The 16,554-nt window shown below is 50.6% G+C and carries 17 protein-coding genes and 1 pseudogene; 6 read left to right on the top strand and 12 right to left on the bottom strand.

The window, feature by feature from the left end; all coding sequences use genetic code 11:
• Positions 1 to 85 precede the first annotated feature (85 nt).
• The gene (locus tag MKY96_RS30060) at positions 86 to 832 is read right to left on the bottom strand and encodes a nucleotidyltransferase family protein (protein WP_340946215.1); all 747 of its coding nucleotides are present in this window, start codon (positions 830 to 832) and stop codon (positions 86 to 88) included.
• On the bottom strand, positions 829 to 1,524 hold the full coding sequence (locus MKY96_RS30055) for a TetR/AcrR family transcriptional regulator (RefSeq protein WP_340946213.1): 696 nt from the start codon (positions 1,522 to 1,524) through the stop codon (positions 829 to 831). Before MKY96_RS30055 ends, MKY96_RS30060 begins: the two co-directional genes overlap by 4 nt.
• A 276-nt stretch (positions 1,525 to 1,800) precedes the next feature.
• On the opposite strand from MKY96_RS30055, the gene MKY96_RS30050 reads away from it, so the two are divergent.
• A complete protein-coding gene (locus MKY96_RS30050) occupies positions 1,801 to 2,610 on the top strand; it encodes an SDR family NAD(P)-dependent oxidoreductase (RefSeq protein ID WP_340946212.1) in 810 nt (269 codons plus the stop codon).
• A 122-nt stretch (positions 2,611 to 2,732) separates the two neighbouring features.
• Here MKY96_RS30050 and MKY96_RS30045 read toward each other — a convergent pair whose 3' ends face one another.
• Complete coding sequence (locus tag MKY96_RS30045) at positions 2,733 to 3,104, bottom strand: RidA family protein (RefSeq protein ID WP_340946210.1); 372 nt, start codon at positions 3,102 to 3,104, stop codon at positions 2,733 to 2,735.
• A gap of 286 nt (positions 3,105 to 3,390) precedes the next feature.
• Complete coding sequence (locus MKY96_RS30040) at positions 3,391 to 4,206, bottom strand: DNA-binding protein (RefSeq protein WP_340946209.1); 816 nt, start codon at positions 4,204 to 4,206, stop codon at positions 3,391 to 3,393.
• 165 nt (positions 4,207 to 4,371) lie between these two features.
• Here MKY96_RS30040 and MKY96_RS30035 point away from each other — a divergent pair, with 165 nt between their 5' ends.
• The 4 genes and pseudogenes from MKY96_RS30035 to MKY96_RS30020 all read left to right on the top strand — a co-directional run.
• Positions 4,372 to 4,722, top strand: coding sequence for a helix-turn-helix domain-containing protein (locus MKY96_RS30035; protein WP_340946207.1), 351 nt, complete (start codon positions 4,372 to 4,374; stop codon positions 4,720 to 4,722).
• 31 nt (positions 4,723 to 4,753) lie between these two features.
• Entirely contained in the window at positions 4,754 to 5,113 is a 360-nt protein-coding gene (locus tag MKY96_RS30030; RefSeq protein WP_340946205.1) for a helix-turn-helix domain-containing protein, read from the top strand.
• Positions 5,114 to 5,125: 12 nt separating this feature from the next.
• Positions 5,126 to 5,473 (top strand): helix-turn-helix domain-containing protein, encoded by a 348-nt coding sequence (locus MKY96_RS30025; protein ID WP_340946203.1) that lies wholly within the window; start codon positions 5,126 to 5,128, stop codon positions 5,471 to 5,473.
• Positions 5,474 to 5,522: 49 nt separating this feature from the next.
• Positions 5,523 to 5,663, top strand: a pseudogene (locus MKY96_RS30020) (helix-turn-helix domain-containing protein); the annotation flags it as partial.
• Positions 5,664 to 6,040: 377 nt separating this feature from the next.
• Here the strand turns inward: MKY96_RS30020 and MKY96_RS30015 are convergent.
• The 5 genes from MKY96_RS30015 to MKY96_RS29995 all read right to left on the bottom strand — a co-directional run bounded on the left by MKY96_RS30015 (position 6,041) and on the right by MKY96_RS29995 (position 11,299).
• The gene (locus MKY96_RS30015) at positions 6,041 to 6,871 is read right to left on the bottom strand and encodes a hypothetical protein (protein ID WP_340946201.1); all 831 of its coding nucleotides are present in this window, start codon (positions 6,869 to 6,871) and stop codon (positions 6,041 to 6,043) included.
• A gap of 442 nt (positions 6,872 to 7,313) precedes the next feature.
• Positions 7,314 to 9,044, bottom strand: a complete 1,731-nt coding sequence (locus MKY96_RS30010) for an Imm51 family immunity protein (protein ID WP_340946200.1) — start codon at positions 9,042 to 9,044, stop codon at positions 7,314 to 7,316.
• 239 nt (positions 9,045 to 9,283) lie between these two features.
• Positions 9,284 to 9,796 carry an SRPBCC domain-containing protein gene (locus MKY96_RS30005; RefSeq protein ID WP_340946198.1) on the bottom strand — a complete coding sequence of 171 codons (513 nt, stop codon included), beginning with the start codon at positions 9,794 to 9,796 and terminating at the stop codon, positions 9,284 to 9,286.
• Positions 9,797 to 9,870: 74 nt separating this feature from the next.
• Positions 9,871 to 10,725: an anti-sigma factor gene (locus MKY96_RS30000; RefSeq protein ID WP_340946196.1), complete on the bottom strand. Its 855-nt coding sequence runs from the start codon at positions 10,723 to 10,725 to the stop codon at positions 9,871 to 9,873.
• Positions 10,718 to 11,299 carry an RNA polymerase sigma factor gene (locus MKY96_RS29995; RefSeq protein ID WP_076080781.1) on the bottom strand — a complete coding sequence of 194 codons (582 nt, stop codon included), beginning with the start codon at positions 11,297 to 11,299 and terminating at the stop codon, positions 10,718 to 10,720. The genes MKY96_RS30000 and MKY96_RS29995 overlap by 8 nt, the downstream gene beginning before the upstream one ends.
• A gap of 202 nt (positions 11,300 to 11,501) precedes the next feature.
• On the opposite strand from MKY96_RS29995, the gene infC reads away from it, so the two are divergent.
• Complete coding sequence (gene infC, locus MKY96_RS29990; protein ID WP_076080779.1) at positions 11,502 to 12,011, top strand: translation initiation factor IF-3; 510 nt, start codon at positions 11,502 to 11,504, stop codon at positions 12,009 to 12,011.
• 263 nt (positions 12,012 to 12,274) lie between these two features.
• Here infC and MKY96_RS29985 read toward each other — a convergent pair whose 3' ends face one another.
• The 3 genes from MKY96_RS29985 to MKY96_RS29975 form a co-directional block, all read right to left on the bottom strand.
• The gene (locus tag MKY96_RS29985) at positions 12,275 to 13,681 is read right to left on the bottom strand and encodes a transposase (protein ID WP_340940833.1); all 1,407 of its coding nucleotides are present in this window, start codon (positions 13,679 to 13,681) and stop codon (positions 12,275 to 12,277) included.
• Between the two features lie 465 nt (positions 13,682 to 14,146).
• Complete coding sequence (locus MKY96_RS29980; protein WP_340946801.1) at positions 14,147 to 14,707, bottom strand: GNAT family N-acetyltransferase; 561 nt, start codon at positions 14,705 to 14,707, stop codon at positions 14,147 to 14,149.
• A 102-nt stretch (positions 14,708 to 14,809) separates the two neighbouring features.
• Positions 14,810 to 16,516: an ABC transporter ATP-binding protein gene (locus MKY96_RS29975; protein ID WP_340946190.1), complete on the bottom strand. Its 1,707-nt coding sequence runs from the start codon at positions 16,514 to 16,516 to the stop codon at positions 14,810 to 14,812.
• Positions 16,517 to 16,554: the final 38 nt, after the last annotated feature.

Raw genomic sequence — 16,554 nt, 5'->3', positions numbered from 1 at the left:
CTACTACCCTTTCTCTGCCAAATAAAACGCACGGGAATGAGAAATTCTCTCTGTACCCGTGCGTTTTTTGGATTGTTAACCCAGGTCACTCTGCCTGTTCCTCCAGCCTCGCCCGCATCTGCGCATAGGCTTCCGGGGTGCCGACATCCTCTATCGTGCCCTCCGTATAGTAGGCCCGCATCTCCTGACGGGCATGCAGCCACTCGGGGAAATAAGTCGGCGCATCCGGGTTGCCCCCCTCAGCCAGATAACGGGAGAACAGCGGCAGCGTAGACCGTTTGTAGATATACAGCGCGAATACGCCAATGTTCGAGCGGGGCGCCTGCGGCTTTTCCTCCAGGGACAAGACCCGATTCTGCGCATCCAGCTCCGCCACACCGATACTGCGCAACTCTTCTGGATCATCCACCTTACGGACAAGAATACAGTCGGTATCCACCTTGTGAAAATAGTCCAAGTACCCCTCAAGGCCGAATCCCAGCACATTATCGCCTGCCAGAACCAACAGATCCTCCTGCGGCTGCTCCCGCTCCAGCACAAACTGGATATCGCCAATCGCGCCTAACCGCCCCTCAGGAGAAGAAGTGCCATCGTTCAGAACGCGAATCGGCTTCATACCCTTATACTGCTGCTGCCACTGTTCAAAAGCATTGAAAAAGCGGTCATTCGTCACAATGAGAATCTCCGAGATCTCCTCCAGCACCTCCAGACGGGCGGCCAGCAGATCCAGAATCGTCCGGCTTCCTTGAACCGGGAGCAGCGGCTTCGGTGTGTCTAACGTTAACGGATACAGGCGGGTCGCATACCCCGCAGCCAAGATTAATGCAATCATCCCTTGCTCTCTCCTCTGCCTGGCTCCGGTGCGGTAAACAAGGATCGGGCCAGCATAGCCATGGTTTGTTTGTATACGGTATGGGCGGCATCGGCATCGCCAAGGAACCCGCCCATATACAGGTGAATTACACCGTGCAGCGATGACCAGATGGCGGCGACAAGTGCCCCGGTCTCTTCCTGGTCCGAAATAAGTCCCTGCTGCTGGGCAGTAATGATTAAAACCTGTAATTGGCGTATGGCAGTTAGCGTTCCCTGCATACTCTCCGCATCCGGCTTGAACTCGGCAAAGGCTCCTCCGAACATCAGCTTGTAGTAGCTGCTGTGCTCCTGTCCAAACTGCCAGAAGGCTTCGCCTAGCTCCAGCAGATGCTGCCGCAGATTAGCGGACGGCGGCACCTCATCAAACTGCCGGGCCAGCAGGCTGCAGCCCTCCAGATATAATTGCTGGGCCAAACCCTCTTTATTGACGAACAAACTATAGATAATTTTGGTGGAACAGCCCATCTTTTGCGATACTTTACGCACCGTAACGGCCTCTGGCCCCTCTTCCTGCAGAATGGCTGCGGCGGCATCCACCACCAGCTTACGGAGATTTTCCGTATTTTGCAGACGGGCTTCCTGATAGGTTTTTAAGGTACGGCCCGTGGACGGCGAGGACTTGTCTTCGTTATGGATAGGAATCACCTTCATTCGGTTATCAATGTTGTTGACCAGCAACAGGGTTGCCGGGTTCTAACAGGAATTCTAAACATTCGAACATAGGATGTCAATTGAACCCTTACGCGAAAAAAACAGATTGACACAGCAGTATTCTTTTGGTTACTATGATTCATATAAGAAACAGTGTTACCGAATAAATATATCACGCTGAGAACGAATTTAAGCCCGCTAAGACGGGTTATATTTTTTCGAATGTGGTAACGTTGTTTCCATCACAAAACATTGATTCTAAAAGGAGCAAAAAACATGAATATTGCAGGGAAATGGTCATTAATCACCGGGGCCTCTTCGGGAATCGGCGAACAGTTCGCCAGACAACTCGCCAAGAAAGGCAGCCATCTGGTGCTTGTAGCCAGATCCAAAGACAAACTGGATGCGCTCGCAGCCGAATTGACCCGAAGCCATGGAATTCAGTGCCGGGTGATTCCCCAGGATCTGTCGCTTCAAGGTGCTGCCGGAGAGCTGTATCAGACCTGCCAGCAGTTAGGCCTGAGCATCGATCTGCTGGTGAACAATGCAGGATTCGCCACTCACGGTCTGTTCGAGCAGGTCTCCGGCGGGCGCCAGCATGAAGAGGTCATGTTGAACGTATCTGCTGTAGTGGATATGACTCATCTATTCCTGCCTGGGATGCTCCACAGAGGAGCAGGCGCTGTGATCAATGTATCGTCTACCGCAGGCTTTCAGCCGCTGCCTTATATGGCGGTCTACGGGGCGACCAAAGCTTTTGTCTTATCCTTCACCGATGCCCTCTACTGGGAGAATCGTGACCGCGGCGTGCAATTCTTCACCCTGTGTCCAGGCTCAACGGAGACGGATTTCTTCAACGTGGTAGGAACGGAGGATGCCTCAGTCGGCGGCGCGAAAGACTCACCGGAACGTGTAGTAGCCCTTACACTGCGCGCTATGGCCAGAGGGAAGCAATACGTTGTTCCGGGATTCCGCAACTACCTCGGTGCCCAGATCTCCCGGTTCATGACCCGCAGACAAAGTCTGCGGCTGGTCGGCAGCATGCTTCGCCCTGCCCCGAAGGAGCATAATGGACAGCCGTCATAATCCTGAAGGAACATTGTATGGTATCACTGCTGCCCTAAGTCATGTATCCCGCTGCAACTTTTAGGCAACCCAAACAGCAGCTCATCCCGGCAGGAGGGCTGCTCTTGGGGTTGGAATTACCGCTACATACGCGGACGGTACGCTACACCGTCGATCTGGACCTTAAGTCCATCCGGGCCGCCCACATGCGCGAACTCGGTGGAGATCGTTTTGCGGGCAGGGTACTTGCCTTGGAATCTGCGCTTGAACACCTCTTCCATAACCGGAATATCCCACACATCCCGCAGCAGAATGTCCACTTTCACCACATCTGTTAGCGTAAGACCTACCTGACTCAGACGGCCGCTCATATCATTCAGCGCACCGTCTACCTGCTCCTCCACTGTTCCGCCAACATTACCTACACAGAAGCTCAGGAAAATGAAGTCCCCCGCCTCTACAAAACCGGAGTATGCATATTCCTCATTCACATCATGTCTAATGATCTCGCCCATTCTGGTTCTTGTCTCCTTGTCGCTTGAGATAAACCCAGTATAACTGAGGAAGCCGGATAGCTGCCGTCTGGTTATTTTGCAGGATAATTATGGTAGAATTGTAGGTGCCTATAATTTCACTTTGCAAAAAAGGATACCACTTTCAACACCTGACGACACATCCATAGATATTATACTAAGCATCCTCAAATCCGTCTTAGCAGGAGTGATAAGCGAATTTTTGATTGGAGGATTGATTTTTCTCTTACAGAAGAAGAACAAGATTTGAGCCTAACTCCACATGCACTCAAACAATTTGACCTAGGTACTCCTGTAGTAACTCATAATACCCCCCAGCCTGTTGGTCTGTCACCCCTTCCCGCAGTGCTTCGAACAACGCCAGACAGCGCTTGAAATTACCGTCATGCCTGGACTGGTGGGCCAGCCTTAAAGATTGCATGGTCCAGTCCAGCGCCTCCGGCAGTCTGCCTGCCCGTTTATGATAGAGAGCCAAATTATAACAATAGTTGAAATAATGCGAGAGATTGCCTGCATCCTCGTAGTCCCCAAATCCGGCGCTCTGCTCCGCGAACGTATACAGCAGATCGTCCACATCTAACCTATACTGCACCGCAGCCTGCACAATAGTTCCTAACCCCGGCAACAGCTCTTCAGGATTATCCTGCAAGAACTGAGTATACCCCTCCAGAAACTCCGTTCTGCCAGACAAAATCTCCACGATATACAGGTTGGCACGAGCCAAACCTCTGAACTCCTCGGCAATTGCCTCCCCTTCTACCCCCAAGTCCTCCATCCACCCAAGCTCGGCATAGCGGTATATCGTCTCTCTAGCCTCGTCATACTTCCGCTGCTTCTGATAGGCAATGCCCTGCATCAGGTGACTGAACCCGAAGTAATACACAAGCGGACGCTGCGTGTCCACAAGTGGTACCGGAAGGCCTTTAGCCTTGTGATACTGCCGCTCCTCATAGATACACTGCGCATAGCTGTACAGAATACCTGCCGTATTCAGCATCTTGTCCCAATCCTCTAAGCGATACGCCATGTCCAGCATTTCAACGACAATGTCTGGATTAAGTAGTTTCAGAATAGAAGGGCGCATGGATGGGGCCTCCTTTATTATCCATTTCCAATTAATTGTATAGCCGAATATATATTTGGTCAATATAAATTGTACTTATAAGTACAATTTAATTCTCATTAAGTTTGAGTTTAGTTATCTGTATTGGTTAGCGCACCTCTTCTAACCTTAAGTGGAGGTGATACCATGAATTTACCAGAAAGTGTAGGAAATCGGATACGTGAACTCAGAAAGGCCAAAGGATGGACACAAGAGCAACTGGCTGAGGCAGCATCGCTGCACTACAGTTACATAGGTGGTGTTGAACGGGGAGACCGTAACATTTCTTTAGAGACACTAGAGAAAATAATAGCTGCCTTCCAAGTTCCAGCATTAGAAATTTTTCGCTTTGAGGATGAAAGTGACCGCAGCAAGGCGTTAGATGAACATATGATTTTGATTAGTGATCGGAGTATTGAAGAAATAGTTGCCCTCACTAAAATAAACCGGGAAGTGATTGTTACACTAGATATCTCTGGAAGAAAGGATACTAACTAAATTAAGCCCTACTTCTAAGAGGTGATCCAAGATGCCAGACGAGTCCAAAACAGAGCTTGTAAAAAGAATCGGAGAACGTATCCGAAGATTACGCAAAGAAATGAACCTCTCGCAAGAGCAACTTGCAGAACGGTCCGGTCTTCATACTAATTATGTGGGTCAAGTTGAACGCGGAGAGAAGAACCTCACGCTTGAGACCTTGGAGAAGGTCGTTACAGGGTTAAACATATCGCTTGAGGAACTGTTCCGCTATATTGGACCCATGGAACAAAAGGATGCTCTTAGTCAGATTATAGAGTTACTGGTTGAGCGCCCCTCAGAAGATCAGAAAATGGCGCTTAGTTTGCTAAAATCCGTTTTAGAGTGGGAAGAGAAGAAACATGACCTCTGAGAATACTACGCTATGACAGATTTACGGAACACGGTCGGAGACCGAATGCGCGCAATAAGGAAGGCCCAAGGATTAACACAACAGCAATTAGCGGAACTATCCAATTTGGATGATGCATACATAGGGGCAGTTGAACGTGGAGAACGTAATTTTTCTATAGATACCTTAGAGAAGATCGTAACAGCATTACAAATTCAGCCCGCAGAGTTATTTCTCAATTTACATGATCTTAACGACACTGAAGCTGCGCAGCGGAAAGCCCTTGATGAATATGCGGTTATTGTCAGCGGGTTGAGCGTGAAGCAAATCAGTACTCTGCAGAGGATTGTTAGCGAGGTAAAAGGAGCTTTTGAGGCATAAGTATTCCTGAGGTGATCCCAAGAATTTACCAGAAAGTGTAGGAGCTCGGATACGCGAACTTAGAAAAGCAAAAGGATGGACCAAGGAACAGCTGGCGGAAGCTGCATCACTTCACTATAGCTATATAGGTGGGGTTGAACGCGGAGACCGTAATATTTCCTTGGAGACCTTGGATAAAATAATAGCTGCCTTCTGATAGGACAGGCGGCTAGAATTATCCCTGAGCGCTTTACTCTAACCTCAAGATAATAAAAACAAAACCATGCTCAATGAGCATGGTTTTGTTGAAGAAGCTTCACTTTCTTTTTCGTCTGCTAAAAAAAATGCTGATATTATGAAGCAGAATAGCGATACTTACGGCCACCAAAATATAATAGTTGTCATTTTTATCGGCCAAAAGAAGTGCGGCTGCCAATAAGGTAAAGGTAGTTATAAGACTAAGTGAAACACTTTGAGCACTGCGATCTTTTTTATAAGCTGAGTAAATGCTATAGTAAGCAAGCCAAATGATTCCAATTCCTATAAGTATATTTAGTATCATAGAAGATCAAACCCAACTAATAAATTTTATAGTTTTACCATATAAGTGTAAGCTTTCTGCATATCATTCTTAGCAGTGTTAAATGAATTAATAGTTATACCTGCAAGAACTGACACAGCCCCACCAGCAGCAACCCATCCCCATCCAGACCAAAGAAGTATAGCCCCCGTCCATCCTGATCCAATAGCTTCCGCGTACATTACATATTGAGCCTGTCTAAAGTCTGCATAAGAATGGCTAAACAAATCCACTGCGTTTTTAGTAGTTGGAAACCAAGTGTTGCTTGGCTTAACACCACTCTTGTACACATGAGCGCCTTCTGGTTCTCCATGTGAGTTATTGTTCCCAATCCAATTATAATTCATTGACTGGTAGCCAGTAAATACATAAGAGGATAAATCGTTTGTACTGTAGTAATGACTAAGCCATGTTACGCCCCCAGTATCTTGTAATGGTGAGATAAGTGGGTTAGTGACGGCATTTAAATCTTCGATATTCAATTCTTCGTCATTTACTAAAATCTTATGATTTAAGTTATTATAAAATATTTCCGATGTAGTTGAGTCATCTTGGAAAATTGTCTTATAACTCTCTACGTTTTCATATTCAGGTAATAGTGTAAAATCTCTTGTCGTTGTAACTGTTGTAGTTGAACCTTCAGTTGCCTCAATTATCTTTACCGTATGTGTTTTAGCTACTGAACCAATTAAATCCCCCTCTTTTGAATAAATATCGCTAGTTTCTGTAATTACTTCAGTTGTTGGTTTGGTTTCTGCTGCATAAACAGAAGGATTAACACCAACGAAGGCAATTGCCAATGACAACCCTAAACTCGCTAAAATTTTCATCTTCTTCAATTCTCAAATCTCCCCTTCAAATAATTTATAATTACAGATATAAGTATGGATGATAACATTTTTGGTTTCATGAGTATTAAATACTAAATTTTATCAATTAAGCGATTTAAATGGTAAGTTACTTTCGAATCAATTTTGTGTATTTCTTTACATAGTTCGACTTTTAACAACAAAAATAGAGTTACTTAGAGTAACCCTTGAATTTTATTCTACTTATTTTGTATATAAAGACCCACATTTATTAGCCTTCAACAAATTCATAAGCCAAGCGTCTCCGTAACGTTGAATTTGAAAATGATCGAGTGTCACCAATTACAACTATCCCTTACCCTTCCCCACATTCCACAATATTTGGCTGTCACGTAATCAGATAAGCTATCCAATTAGTCCCCTTATAAAAGAACAGGACTGCCTATATACAGGCAACCCCGTCTGATTCGTCCTAGTCCAGCTCAGCCCGCGAGAATAAATCGCGGATGAGCATATCGTCCTCGCAAGCCTGCTTGAAGGCAGTCGCGAAGGCGACAAGCGCATCACCGTCAGATGAATAGGCGCAGAACATACCGGCCTCCGGGTCGAACTGGACAACACCCGCCAGCGCAGGCATCTTTTCCTCCAGGAATACGGCTGCCAGAGAGGCCCAATCATATCCATTGCCCTCGAAGCCCTCCTCCTCCCGTGCAGCGAATACCTCTGTCTTATAATTGCCAACGCTCAGAATGACCGACTTGCCGCCGTTATCCTGCTCCACGATAATAAAAGGCTTCAGATCCTCAGCTCCCGCTATTTCTGCTTCCTTCAGCTTTTCAAGCAATTGATCCTTCGCTGTATCCGTAAACCGGAGCGTCCCCTCAGTCTCCACGATCATTCCCTGCTTAACCCGGTCATCCAGCCAGTCCGTGATGAAGCCCGGGGCATATCCGCCTGTGCTGAATTCACCGCCGAACGCGATCATTGTGGAATACACCTCCAGATACTGGTCACGGCCCGTATTCGGGTAAGCGCTGGTATAGAGCCAGAACTGCAGATCATACATCAGGGTGGAGCGTTCGTCCGCATGAAGAGAGAAATGGCCCTTCTCCTCTACGATGGCGGTGCAGATCTTGCGGATGATCCCTTCCATATGGTCCACTTCCGTAACCTTATCGCACAGCTCCTGAAGCAGCGGAGAGAATGGCGCGGACGCTACCTTCTCCAGGTCCTCCTGCTTATCCTCCTCCGAGGTATCGTAGACCTCCTCATTCACCAGCCCGCGAATGAAAGTCTCAAAATCCGGGGCCAGGAACGTAATCTCATAGTTGCTCTCCTGGTCCACATGAATCACCTCAGGCTCCCCTTCCGGGCCGCAGTGACGGTAATCCAGCATGATGACATCATGTCCGGCAGAAGGACAGTCGCCGAAGACCACGCCGATATCGGGGTAGCCCCACTCCTCAATCATGAAACGGCTGCCCAGCTCCCCGCAGAGGGAATAGAGTTTGTCGCGGCCGATCCCGGCAATTCCCGAAATTGCGACATGATCTGCTGACCAGGAAGTGGGTTCATTCACAGGAAAACACGTATTGAGTGGAACTCCGCCGTTATGCTGCTTCATCATGGCGATGTAAGAGGCCGGCAGCTTATAGCCCAGCTCCTCCTCCACAGAAGCAATCAGCTCGTCACTGGGCAGCGGAGAGACATAAGACTTCAAGGCATAATCACTGTCCTCCCAGAAATCCGCGCAATAGTCGAGGAATGCACCAAGGTCTCTACCGCCACCCTCTCTATTCACCTTCAAGGCCTCCAGCGCTTCGGCGCGTCTTGCCTGCTCTCTTGCCTCACGCCGGGCGCCTTCCCGGCTCCACTCCAGCATTCTTGCGGTATCCCCGTCTCCCGGCTCCAGCTCCTCTGCACGTTCAAATGCATGAATAGCCTGCTCATACTGCTTCAGATGATAGTAAGAATACCCTATGCGGAATTGCCACAGCGGATCATCTTCGCCTTCCTTGGAGATGCTGAGCAGCTGCTCCAGCGCCTCCCTATATTCACCCAGATTATTGTAGGCTCTGCCTAATTGGCCGATACACTCATAATCTCTTGCATCCGGCGGAATCTCCAGAATACGGTCCACAATCTGCTGATATTCATCTTCTTCATGCCAACGCTTCACCTGTTCCAGCAACGCCTCTTCCATGCCTTTAGCCTCCCTAATTGGACACTGCAAAACAAGCCTGTCCCCTATTCCGAAGGACTGCTTCTTGTCAGTATATTCGCTATTACCCATTCACCGGAAAATCACAAGTAGAAACGGCCACACAGTCCTTTTTGAGGTGAAACCTATAACAGTCCATCCCAAAAAGAGGCCGCCTCGGCCGGGCATCCGGCATCAAGACAACCTCTCTATGAACGTTCAACTTCTATTCCGGCAAAGCTCTACTGAATGGACTGCAGATGCTCCCCGAGACGGTCCCAGGTTTCGGTAATTCCCTGAATCATCCCCATATCCATAACAGTGCGGAGCGCTTCTTCAGACTCATATTTCGAGCGGCTGACCAGCTTCGTTCCGCCACCCTCCGCCTCTTCAAAGATCATGCTGACCAATGTAGACGGCATTCCCTCAGTCTCATTGCCTTCGGCATCGGAGAAGTAGTCGGTGTAGACAAAGCTCTCACCATCGGTAATTTCATGATAGATGCCTTTGCCCCAGGATTCCATTCCGAAGAATTCCCCCTGCTTCTCATCGACACACTTCATACAGTAATGCCAAATGCCGCCTGGCCTAAAATCAACACTGCAGAAGGGAACGATCCAGCCGCGGGGCCCCCACCACTGCTTCAGATGCTCAGCTTCAGAGAACACTTTGAATACAAGCTCATGCGGGGCGGCGAATACACGTTCCAGAACCAGTTCAAGACCTTCTACACGTGAAATCATTGTCTCAGACATACCTAATCCCTCCTGATCGTCATTTAATGACGTTTGGTCTTCCGATTTCAGCCGCTGTGGAATTCTAATGCCCGCTACCCCTGCTTAATCGGCGCTGCGAGAATCATTTTCCCGCGTGGGGTAACGCCCGCGCCATCCGGCTCCAGCGTAACGGCTATGGTATCATAAGCCTTCGGGTCAAAGGAATAATACAGTGCCCCGTTCCCGTCCTGCGAGATGAAGGTGCCCGCATTCACCGGCTTGTCCCCTTTGATCAGCCATACCTGATAGACCTCGGTGCCGGTAAGCTCCGGCAGATCTTCTGCCTGAAGCACCAGGTGGGTGCCAGCAGGGTCTGCGACAATGGTTGCTGTGCCCTTGGCGGTAATCCCTTCTCCCGCCGGACTAAGCGCTACCGCCTCATTCACCTTAAGCCCCTGGAGCGGTCCGGTGCCGGAGGCCAGCTGCTCCTTCAGCTCAGACACATTCCCGCGCAGCTGGCCGGTGTAGACGACCAGGAGCAGCACAGCCACAGCCAGTCCAAGGCTCAGGTACCCCCAGAAGCGGGTTCTCTTGGGCTCCGGGATGCTTAACTGGGGCATGCCCTGCTCCTGCTCTGCCGCAGGAGTCCTCGCTGGCTCATGCTCCGCCCCCCGCTCTGCATCAGGCTTCATATTGAGCAGGCGGGTCTCCGGCCGGGCTGCCGGTGCGCCCGCATTCCCGGATTCCAGCACCCGTGACAAGATGCGCTCCTTCATGCCGGAGGGCGGGTCTACCGGCACAGAGGCAAGCGGAAGATGGTCCAGTACCTGGCGGTATTCCGCCACCAGCTCCCTGCATTCCGCGCATTCTGCCGCATGGGCAGCGAATTGCTGCATTTCTTCTGCAGTCAGCGCGCCCAGCGTATATAATTCGGCCAATTCACAGAGTTCCTCATTGTGTTCACTCATGCGCATGATCCCTCCTTCCCCAGTGCCGTAACGATTTGTGAAGCTGCTTCATCGCCAGCCGGACTCTTCCCTTGACCGTGCCCAGCGGGATAGCCGCAAGCTGCGCTACCTCCTGCTGGGTGTAGCCCTGGTAATAGATCATATCCATTACCTGCTGCTGGTCGCGGCTTAATCCCAGCAGCGCCTCTCTGATCTCTTCCCCCGCCATCTGCAGCTCAACGAGATCCTCAGTAAGCGCGCTATGGTCCTGAACCTGCTCCAGATTCCCGGATTCGCCGGATTGACGCGGCAGCCTGGCGTCCCGCTTGCGGAGATAATCGATCGCCAGATTGCGGGTCACTGCGAACATCCAGGTGAGCAGCTTGCCCTTGCCGAAGTCAATCTGCCCTGCATTCTTCCACAGGCGCAGGAACAGCTCCTGCATAACCTCCTCGGCAGCCATCGAATCCTTCACGATCTGGTAAGCAAAGCTATAGATGACCCGTTCATACCGGTCATAGAGCAGTTCGAGGGCATTCGAGTCTTTCTGTGCAATAAGCAGAATTAACTGCTTATCGTCAGCTGTGTCATTCAATTGCCATCCCCCATTCAACAGAAAATATAGTAGTGCCAGTGGTTCAATGCTGAAAAACCTGCGTCCACTGAGTATAACCGCTTTGCACAACTGTCTCAACCTGCCGGCCTGGCTGCTGCAAGCATCCGGCAGCCGTTATTGAAGCCCTGGCCGCTTCCATATATGATAGCTATATCATATCCGCAAAGGGAGGATCATTTCCGTGGCCGTACTGATTAATGAACAGATTAAGGCAGCCGAGGTAGAGTTGACCGGGCTGAAGGGCGAGAAGCTCGGCACCGTATCCAGAAGCGAGGCGCTGTCCAAGGCCAGAGCCGCAGGGGCCGACCTGGTCTGCACCTCGCTGATGAGCAGCCCGCCGCCCTGCAGCCTGGTTGCCAAGGGCAAAGGCAAAGCGGCTGCGCAAGCTGTCCGCAAGGGCGATACCAGCCGTCCGCAAGGCGGCGGCAGTAATGAGAAGGTGAAAGAGCTGCGCTTCACTGCCCATATTGAAGAGCATGACTACGACACGAAGCTGCGTCAGGCGGACAAGCATCTGCGCTCCGGCAAGCCGGTGCAGCTTGTCGTGAAGTCCTCCGGCGCCAAGGAGGCCGCCGCTGCGAAGGCAGTGCTGGAGCGGCTCGTGGCCGATCTGAAGGAAGCCGGAACCAAGGCCTCCGGCCTGCAGACCAGCGGCAAGGGCGCACAGGTTAGAGTTAATCCGCGAACGTAAGTTGTCTTATCTAGGCACACTTATGCCTGAATTGTGTGCGGGTTCAGAACTGGCTGCACTCTACTTCTGTTGCACTTTGTACATTAGCTGACCCCGAAATTGTTCTAAAAATCAAATCTGTTGCACTCTGTACAGCAGAATCGGGAAAAATCAGGGCCCACGGGCAGAATTCACGAAAGCCATTGTATGAAAGAGTCAATTTCATAATTCAATTTGTTAAATAGCAAGATTAGGCCAAAATCTAAGGTCACATTTTTAAAAAATCAGGCGATTTGCTGGGAATTCCTCAACTGCTGGTTCAATTTGTCTAACGCAAACTTACTCAAATTGTACGCGAGCGTACTGAGCTGGAAATCGACACTTGCCCGGACACCGCGGTGGCGTGTGCGCTTCATCCCGAAATACTCTTTGAGATAGGCAAATACACGCTCCACGGCCGTACGCTTCTTGTACAGTGTTGTAAAACTTTCGCTACCTCTGGCGGGATAGGTGTGTAAACGCAAATCCGTTTGGATTCGAATTTTAAACACTTTTTGGCATTCGGTACCGGAAAGCGCACAGCCTTTGCATTCACTAGGCCGGGTGTACTTCAGGGTCTCATATTTGGCATCAAAACTGTCGTAACGGTACGCATGCCCTTGAGCGCACACCGGCGTGTAATCCAGATTCATTCCCGCAGGCGGGTCTTTGTGGTGAATCAGGGAAATCGCAGGATAGGCGCCGAGCGAATGAATCAGCTGGTAGACCGCCGCGCAATCGTACCCCTTGTCGCCCAAGATATGCTTGACCTTTAGCATCGGAAACTTCAGGAGCAGGCCTTTGAGAAGGACGACCGCCATACGCTGGTCATTCGGATTGGCCGAACTAAAGAGGCCGCTGAGGATATACTGGCTGTCCGTGTCGACCAGCAGATTCGCCTTGAACCCGTAATAGCTGGTCATTCGGCCCTTCGTATTTTTCTTGTCACAACGCGCAGCATGCCGGGGCAACGCGGTCAGTAGTTCATCGTACGGGTACGGCAACATCGCTTCAATGGTTTTCTGGAACGGTCCGAGACTTTGTTCATAGGCTTCCATTTCCTCGCGCCGACGTTCCTTTTCCGCCTGGGATGGACGGCCGGGCTTGCTATATCTGGGTTTCTTCAGCGGCTCGTTCGCCACCTTAGGCTCAGGCTCGGGATGTTCGAGCTGAATTTGCTCGGCCACCGAAGCTTCGCCTTCCTTTTGCCCCCGGCGAGCTGCACGACGCTTGGAGGCCGATTCGCTAAATTGGCAATCCCAAGCCTCGACCATGGAGGAATCCACAGCCAGATGGGTTCCGCTCACAAAGCCTTCTTCTAGGGCAGACGTGACTAGGCGATCCTGAAGTTGTTCCAGCATTCCCGTTTGCTCCAGCGCATGAATCAAACGGGAATAGGAGGCCTGACTTGGAATGTTATCCGAGCCGGTGAACCGGCACTGGACTCGAAATTCGTTGCTATGATTCAGTCGCCGGACCAAGGCAGAGACAAACTCGATGTTCTCCATTTTTGCAATCAGCAGCGAGTAGATCATGGCAGGTACGTTTAATTTTTCAGGCCGTCCGCGATGGTTCTTTTTCCCCAGTGCGAACAGAACTGGAGCTAAATGTAAGTGTTCAAAGATTTGGCTGTATTTATCTTCTGGACTCATTTGGAGCAATTCCTCGAAGGAAAACAGTTCTTCTTGTCGAATAGAATAGATGGGGATTACCTCTTTTCTTCTCGGGTGTTGGTTTCGTCGCCTATAACTTCGAGAATTTGGGGAGGTACTCCTTTTTCTATGCTCAAAAAAACCAGGTATAGCAAGGGTTTTGAATTATGAAATTGTCTCTGAAATACAACAGATGATCATTTAGCTTAGCAAAGTGCGAATTCTATTGCAGAAAATACAATCAGTCTACAAAACTGCTGCAATCCTGCATAAGATAGCGATAGGAGTCCTGCTCATGCACAACAGGTGCCATCCTATAAGGACGGCACCTGTTATTAAAATACGGCAAAGCAAGCTGTAATCTCTAATCTTCCGATCTTCTTCCGATCTTCTTCCGATTATATATTACGCGCATCCTTCACGCATAACCCTCTTCAGTTCATCGCCCGCCTGCTCAGCTTATGGTCACTTCCCACCTTTAAGCCGCTCCATCAACCGCTCCTTCCTCAGCACATGCAGCAGCTCCCCATTGCAGTCCTCATAATCGCCGGTTAATCCGGCCAGCTCCTGCTCCACCCGGAAGCCCAGCTTCCGGAGCACCCCGAGCGATGCGGTGTTGCGCGGATCTGCCTTGGCATATAATTGCTCCAGTCCGATCACACCGAAGGCGTAGTCCGCCATCGCCGCAGCGGCTTCGGTAGCATAGCCCCGGCCCCAGTGTTCGCGCCCGATCAGATAATACAGCTCCGCATCCGGCGCCCTGAACTCCAGCACGCCGGTCCCGCACCAGCCGATCAGCCGGCCGGTGGCCTTATCGCAGACGGCGAATGAATATTTGAACGGCAGCTCGAACGGCGTATGATAGCTGAACATCAGCCAGCGGAACATCCCCTCATACTCATGCAGCGGCATGACCTCCATATGCATGAAGGCCAGCACCTCCGGGTTCTGCATCAGCTCGAATGAAGCCATAAGATCACTTTCCATATAGGGACGGATGATTAACCGCTCCGTTTCGAGCCTCATCCTGGACAGTACCGGATTCATAATACGCATACCCTCACCTTCAAGTTCTATCTGTCCCCAGCATAGTTCAGGCCCAGGATTGTCCACAAGGTAAAAGATAGTTTAATCCGTTTGCCCCCTGCCGTTATTCCACAGCGTACGGAAGGATGAACAGTCCCGGATCAGGGAATCGAAATCCCCTTCCCCCGCCAGCCTGCCTTGCTCCATGACCAGAATCTGGTCCACGCCGCTGATGAAATTCAGCCGGTGCGCGATAATAATGACCGTCTTATGCCTGAACTCCGCGAACACCGTCTCCATCAGGCTGCGCTCCGTAATATTATCCAGTGCCGATACCGGCTCATCGAGGATGATCAGATTCCGCTTCTGCAGGATCGCCCGGGCAAAAGCCAGCCGCTGCCGTTCCCCGCCCGACAGCTTCAGCCCGCGCTCCCCAACCCGCGTCTCCAGCTTCTCCGGCAGCTCCAGTACCTTCTCCTTCAGATGAACCTTGTCCAGCACCGCATACAGCTCTTCATCCGGGACGTCCTGCTCGAACACCATGTTTCCCCGGATGGTAGTGTCGAAGATCGGACTGTCCTGTGACAGATAAGAGATGTGATCATAGTAGCTGTCGAGACTCAGCTCATCGATATCCGTGCCGTCGACCAGCAGCTGTCCGCCGCTTTTTTTGAGCAGGCCCGTAATCAGCTTAATGACTGTTGACTTACCGCTGCCGCTTAGGCCGACCAGAGCTACTGAGGTTCCGGGCGCAACCGAGAAGGACAGCCGGTCCAGCACCTGCACCTCTCCATAGCTGAACGATACCTCCTTGAATTCGATGCTGCCCTGTAGGTGCGCAAGCGCCTTGCCCTGCTCCAGATTCCGGTCCTCGGGGGCATTCAGGAAGGCCTCGAACCGTTGATAGGTCACCCTGTTCAGCTTATAGCCGACGAATAATACGTTGAAGATGGCGATCGGCGTATAGATTTTCTCAATGAACATGAACAGCGCGACCATGACCCCGACAGAAGCCTGCCCGGAGACCACATTCTTCACGCCGTACAGCAGCACGATTACCTTAATGACCGTAATGAACAATTCGAATAAGGCGAAGAAGGATTCATGAATCATCTGCAGCTTCGCGCTCTGCCTGATGATCTGCTGTGCCGCCTTGTTCAGTCTGCCGATCTCCTGCGCGTACTTCTTGTTGGTGCGGAAGACGACCAGCTCCATGAAGCCGCGGACCCCGTACCGGGACATGGCCTCCTGCTGCATAAGCACCGATTCCTTGATCCGGTAGAGCACTTTGAGCAGAACATTCGTTAACAGGAAGATGACCACGTACCCGCCCGCAATCACCAGCATGATCCGGAGGTCATAGTAGCTGATGAAGAGCAGGCTGAAGAGAATCGTAGGCAGCAGCTCATGCAGCGTGTGGAGGATAAAAGAAAACAGAATGCTGTTCCCGGCCGCCGCGCCGTTCTCAATCACCTTGATCATCTGGCCTGTGCCCATGTTCTGATAGGCGGAATAATCCATTCTGGAGATTTTGGACAAGGCCATAATCTTCAGTCTTTCCGTGATGCTGTTCGATAGATAAGCGCTGGGATATTCATCCGCATAATTCAGCAGGACATTCAGGCCGAGCAGTATGCCGTAAAAGATAACCCCATATAAGATTTCACGGAAGCCCGTTCCCGCCACCGCCTGATCCAGAATCCGCTGAAAGACAACAATGCCCAGACTGCTTAAGAGCTGAATGGCGAAGCCGAGACCTATATACAGAGCGGCCCACCCTCTGAGGTGGACAAGACATTTCTTTAACATGATCACAATCTCCAATCTTATACATAAGAATATGGCAA

This window comes from Paenibacillus sp. FSL R7-0302, assembly GCF_038006885.1.
GTDB lineage: Bacteria > Bacillota > Bacilli > Paenibacillales > Paenibacillaceae > Paenibacillus_AQ.
This window is presented reverse-complemented; position numbering and strand designations above follow the sequence as displayed.